Annotated in this window: 11 protein-coding genes; 10 read left to right on the top strand and 1 reads right to left on the bottom strand. The window is 38.0% G+C overall.

The window, feature by feature from the left end:
* Positions 1–189: 189 nt before the first annotated feature.
* The 10 genes from PX482_RS05470 (at position 190) to PX482_RS05425 (ending at position 4,158) form a co-directional block, all read left to right on the top strand.
* Entirely contained in the window at positions 190–426 is a 237-nt protein-coding gene (locus PX482_RS05470; RefSeq protein ID WP_008202209.1) for a hypothetical protein, read from the top strand.
* Positions 426–878, top strand: coding sequence for a type II toxin-antitoxin system VapC family toxin (locus tag PX482_RS05465; protein ID WP_288122172.1), 453 nt, complete (start codon positions 426–428; stop codon positions 876–878). Before PX482_RS05470 ends, PX482_RS05465 begins: the two co-directional genes overlap by 1 nt.
* 273 nt (positions 879–1,151) lie before the next feature.
* On the top strand, positions 1,152–1,886 hold the full coding sequence (locus tag PX482_RS05460) for a PEP-CTERM sorting domain-containing protein (RefSeq protein ID WP_288094518.1): 735 nt from the start codon (positions 1,152–1,154) through the stop codon (positions 1,884–1,886).
* A 95-nt stretch (positions 1,887–1,981) separates the two neighbouring features.
* Positions 1,982–2,236, top strand: coding sequence for a hypothetical protein (locus PX482_RS05455; RefSeq protein ID WP_002757250.1), 255 nt, complete (start codon positions 1,982–1,984; stop codon positions 2,234–2,236).
* Entirely contained in the window at positions 2,218–2,463 is a 246-nt protein-coding gene (locus PX482_RS05450) for a PIN domain-containing protein (RefSeq protein ID WP_002757248.1), read from the top strand. Before PX482_RS05455 ends, PX482_RS05450 begins: the two co-directional genes overlap by 19 nt.
* Before the next feature lie 211 nt (positions 2,464–2,674).
* Positions 2,675–2,926 (top strand): hypothetical protein, encoded by a 252-nt coding sequence (locus PX482_RS05445; RefSeq protein WP_288024958.1) that lies wholly within the window; start codon positions 2,675–2,677, stop codon positions 2,924–2,926.
* Positions 2,923–3,132: a PIN domain-containing protein gene (locus PX482_RS05440; protein WP_002757244.1), complete on the top strand. Its 210-nt coding sequence runs from the start codon at positions 2,923–2,925 to the stop codon at positions 3,130–3,132. Before PX482_RS05445 ends, PX482_RS05440 begins: the two co-directional genes overlap by 4 nt.
* A gap of 28 nt (positions 3,133–3,160) precedes the next feature.
* On the top strand, positions 3,161–3,358 hold the full coding sequence (locus tag PX482_RS05435) for a PIN domain-containing protein (protein WP_002757243.1): 198 nt from the start codon (positions 3,161–3,163) through the stop codon (positions 3,356–3,358).
* 165 nt (positions 3,359–3,523) lie between these two features.
* Positions 3,524–3,817: a nucleotidyltransferase family protein gene (locus PX482_RS05430; protein WP_002757241.1), complete on the top strand. Its 294-nt coding sequence runs from the start codon at positions 3,524–3,526 to the stop codon at positions 3,815–3,817.
* On the top strand, positions 3,814–4,158 hold the full coding sequence (locus PX482_RS05425; protein WP_002757239.1) for a HepT-like ribonuclease domain-containing protein: 345 nt from the start codon (positions 3,814–3,816) through the stop codon (positions 4,156–4,158). The genes PX482_RS05430 and PX482_RS05425 overlap by 4 nt, the downstream gene beginning before the upstream one ends.
* Positions 4,159–4,190: 32 nt before the next feature.
* Here PX482_RS05425 and PX482_RS05420 read toward each other — a convergent pair.
* The coding region (locus PX482_RS05420) for a transposase (protein ID WP_071784045.1) at positions 4,191–4,302 on the bottom strand (112 nt) is incomplete at its 5' end.

Genomic DNA, 4,302 nt, shown 5'->3' with positions numbered 1-4,302 from the left:
TTTAATTGATTAGTTCGCTCCAGATCGCAAACAATTGACAAAAATTGCGGCAATGTCTGTCTCTATAAAGGTTTCATTCTTTATAACCCCGTCCATTGCATAAGACAAACCGAAGAACCAGATTTATTAAATATAGAGAAATTGCGGCATGAGATATGATTGATATGGTTGCCTATTAGTCTAAGTCAAATGAACATTGAACAAGTTATCATTAAAAACCTAAGAAAACTTCCCTTAGAAAAACAACAAGAAGTGTTATCCTTCACCGAATCTCTCACCTCAAGAATTTCCCTCCCTTCCCCAGATTATAGTCTCACTCCCCAGGAAAAAGCTCAAAAATGGCAGAAAGTAATCGCTAAACTTCCTAAAACAAGTGCGAATTTACCTGATGAAGCTTTACACCGTGACACTATGTATGAAGACTAATGACTCAATATTTACTGGATACTAACATTTTGCTTCGGGCGGCTGATACGTCTTCAGCAACTTATTCTCTTGCTAATAATGTAATTACTCAAATCGTCGAAACAGCTAATGAATGTGTTATTATTCCTCAAGTTTTAATTGAATTTTGGGTAGTTGCAACCCGACCCCTTGATGTTAATGGTTTAGGTTGGACTCCAGCACAAGCTACAAATTATGTCAATGATTTATTAGATAACTTTACATTAATTGCAGAAACGCCGGATATTTTTCCCCTTTGGTTTCAATTAGTCACCATCTACAACATTAAAGGAAAACGCACTCATGATATTAGGCTTCTTGCTGTCATGAAAGCTTCTAACATTACCCATTTATTAACCTTTAATCCTGATGACTTTATCCGTATTCCCAATATTACCATCGTTCATCCTCAAGATTTCATTAATTCCCAATAATTAAGCAGCAAATCCGACATACCGCGCCACAATCCCTCACGGAAGGCAATAGGTCGCTTGAGAAGGGGTAAAACAGGGGAAAACACCTGAGACTCCTTCCCCTGTGAATCCCTAAGCTAGGGAGAGGAATGTAAGGATTTATTAAATTGTAACTTTTGATACAGTTGTGGGGGGGGGAATGTGTATAATCCCGTTGTCTCCCTTTGGAGTTGGGTTGGGGTGTTGCTTTGACCTAGCTGGGAGGGGATAACCGCACTATTGAGAAGAAAAAAAATGAAAAACAGCATCTCAGCCGCGATTCTTGGAGCGGCTGTAACCACTGCACTAATCGGACTATCTACAAGTCCTGCTCACGCTGCTCCTCCTGCTGCTCAACTTAGCTTCAAGTTCGACTTTTTAACTTCGGACGGTGATTTATTTAAACTGAATCTGACTACGGAGGACACGCTGACTACTGTGACTGATGTACCCGCTTACACTGATCCAACCAGTGGTTTAACTTCTCCAAAATATACCTTTACAGGCTACAAAATCCTTGGCGTGACGGGAACAGAGACTGACCCAGGCGGCATCACTAACCCTATTACTGCAATACTTCCCGAATATACCAATATTGCCGCGGCGGGAGACCAGATTCCTCACTCGAAGACGGATAACCTTTACAATCCCAATGGTGGCTTTGCTCCGGGAGTGCTTCCAGCAGGGTATAAAGCTGGTAACTTTTCTTTTGGAGGTCTAGCTTTCCATGTAGGGGGTACTGAAAATGAAGATTATCAAGTATTCACCCGGCCGGATTTTAGTAGCACCTTCAAGCGGCCGGGGCCAGGCTATGACTATGGCGGTTGCCCCGGTAGCTGCAAAGGGGCTATACAAATTGTTCCTGAACCCTCCTCAACCGCTGGACTTTTAGCTATTGGCTCCTTTGGTGCATTAGGCGCAGCTTCAACCCTGAAACGCAAACTAAAATCCTCCAAAACATCAGAAAACGAAACCACAAAAGTAGGCTAAATTGCTGACAAAATACGATAAATGCCCCTTCATTCAGTCAGTTGAGGGGGTTTATTGTATAATAGGGACATGATTAAATCAAGAGGATTTTGGTTATGCAACAGGTGACGATTGAGCTACCCACCACCATAATTAATGCTCTAGCCGCCTACAATCAAGAGCATAAGGTATCTTCTTCTGATACAGTACAAACGGCTATAGAATCATTTTTAATAGCGAAAGGCTATTTATCCAAACCGAAAAAATCTTTTCACTTATCTCCCGCACCCAAAGGAAGTGGCTATACTGACACATCCATCAATCATGACGCTGTTTTAGCCGAATTTACAGCTTGCCTCTATATAGATTAGGATTTGAACAAGCCACTCATTTCACACAAAATTGCTTAGAATCTGCTAATCTGATCAATCCGACAGAAGATCAGTATTTCGCAGCCATAGCAAAAGCTAAACAATTTCCTGATCAAACTATTACTATTGTTGATGCTTTGACTGCTATCATCTCAATCGAATTAGATCTACCTGTTTGGAGCTATGATTATCATTTTGATATAATGCGGGTGAAAGTATGGAGATAACCCTCAAGTGCCAACTAAAACCCTCCAAACCCTCAGAAAAGGAAACCACAAAAGTCTCCTAAAAAACATTAATAAAAAACTTGTGATCGCCGCTTCATTCAGTCAGTTGAGGGGGTTTTGTTTTTTTATATATCTTCCTCTTACACATTAGTCGCTCGAAAATGATAAGATAGATATAATAAACCAGATTGAGTCTGAGGAGAAATCAAAAATGCAATTTATTCAGACTAAAGCCAAAATCAAAGATGGACAATTAATTATCGAGCAACCCCATCAAGATTTGCCAACAGACACAGAGATTGAAGTTGTTATTATTGTTCCCGATCAAAATGAACAAGTAGAATTTGAACAAGCTCGTAAGATGCAAGCTGCATTTAAAGAAGCAGGTATCGACACTGATGAACAGATTTTAGAGCTTATTCGTAAAGTGAAGCAAGAACTATTTCAGGAGCGGTATGAATGAGGAGAATTTTTTTAGATACAAATATTTATATTATTGGTCAATTAAAACCCCTCTCACCACAAGAGCGAATTCTTACATGGTTAGGATATTATACCCCCAATAATCAATCTTCAATCAAAGTTATTATTTCCCAGGAACTCATTAACCAAATTTTACGAGTTGGCAAAAGCAGCCAAAATAGTAGATCAAATCTGGCAGAATCTTAATTGCTTATTTATACCAGAAACGATTGCAATGAAAGCAGAAGCAAGTCAGATAATTGCAGAAAAATTAGTGCCTTCTGAAGATGTTTTTATCTATCTAACTGCCAAATATGGTGCGGCAGAAATCTTTTTGTCTGAAAATCGAGAATTAATCAAAATTATTGCTGATTTTGATTGTTTAACATCAGAGGAATTTCTTGATAAATATCTGCGACAAATGCCCCCTTAATTCAGTCAATTGAGGGGGTATTTTTGGCCTAACTCTCTCAATTCCCATGATTTCAAGGAGTATGGTTTATCCTTTCATCCGATATCTGCTACAATACAGATACAGGAAATAACATTTTGATCAGTAGGGTAGAAGTCTTTTCCGTTATCTTAGAAGGTAAGCATCATGAAAAATTTAGAAGAAATTAAAGCGATTTTGGGTCAAGTTAAGTCCTTAGTAAAAGAAAAGTATCATGTCAGTGAATTAGGTATTTTTGGAGATTATGTAAAAGGAGAAGTGCAGGAAAATAGTGAAGTTAATATTCTGATAGATTATACAGAACCGCCTAGTTTACTAGATTTAGTAGATCTGGAATATTATTTAAGTGATTTACTTAAGGTAAAAGCGGATGTTATCAGTAAAAATGGCTTAAAAGGAAGAAGGAGAGAAAGAATTTTATCCGAGGTTATTTATGTATGACACAACGGGAATTTAGAGATTTCTTGCAAGACATTCTAGAGGCAATTTCTCAACTAGAAAAGATGACTCAGGATCTAAGCTTTGCCGAATTTTCAACTAAGATAGAAATCTTTCTTTCGGCAGTAAAATTAATTGAAATAATCGGGGAAGCAGTCAAAAATATTCCTGATGAAGTGAGAGTTAATTATCCCAATATTCCTTGGAAAAACATCGCAGGTATGCGGGATAAATTAGTTCATGAATATTGGGCAATTGATGAAAAAGTCGTCTGGAAAGTGATTCAAAACAATCTCCCCCAGCTAAAGAGAATCATTATCAGTATCATTGAGAAATTACAATAAATTTTCGGCTCTTCGTTACCCTTTATGCTAAATCAACATACAAGATGCCAAGATAACATACTTCTAACCCAAAAATTCCGAAAGTTTCTAAAGCCATAGCCTCTCCGTTTTATTAGTTTAAGTTTATTGTTGATTCCCTCCACC

Source organism: Microcystis sp. M53602_WE12, from assembly GCF_030065455.1.
Classification (GTDB): domain Bacteria; phylum Cyanobacteriota; class Cyanobacteriia; order Cyanobacteriales; family Microcystaceae; genus Microcystis; species Microcystis aeruginosa.
The sequence above is the reverse complement of the archived record's forward strand: the minus strand, read 5'-3'. Positions and strand labels throughout refer to the sequence as shown.

What these genes read in the sequence shown, in the direction of transcription:
- PX482_RS05430 (WP_002757241.1), top strand. Translation starts at nt 3,524, where the DNA reads ATGAAAAATTTAGAAGAAATTAAAGCGATTTTGGGTCAAGTTAAGTCC.
- PX482_RS05455 (WP_002757250.1), top strand. Translation starts at nt 1,982, where the DNA reads ATGCAACAGGTGACGATTGAGCTACCCACCACCATAATTAATGCTCTA.
- PX482_RS05460 (WP_288094518.1), top strand. Translation starts at nt 1,152, where the DNA reads ATGAAAAACAGCATCTCAGCCGCGATTCTTGGAGCGGCTGTAACCACT.
- PX482_RS05470 (WP_008202209.1), top strand. Translation starts at nt 190, where the DNA reads ATGAACATTGAACAAGTTATCATTAAAAACCTAAGAAAACTTCCCTTA.
- PX482_RS05435 (WP_002757243.1), top strand. Translation starts at nt 3,161, where the DNA reads ATGAAAGCAGAAGCAAGTCAGATAATTGCAGAAAAATTAGTGCCTTCT.
- PX482_RS05445 (WP_288024958.1), top strand. Translation starts at nt 2,675, where the DNA reads ATGCAATTTATTCAGACTAAAGCCAAAATCAAAGATGGACAATTAATT.
- PX482_RS05465 (WP_288122172.1), top strand. Translation starts at nt 426, where the DNA reads ATGACTCAATATTTACTGGATACTAACATTTTGCTTCGGGCGGCTGAT.
- PX482_RS05440 (WP_002757244.1), top strand. Translation starts at nt 2,923, where the DNA reads ATGAGGAGAATTTTTTTAGATACAAATATTTATATTATTGGTCAATTA.
- PX482_RS05425 (WP_002757239.1), top strand. Translation starts at nt 3,814, where the DNA reads ATGACACAACGGGAATTTAGAGATTTCTTGCAAGACATTCTAGAGGCA.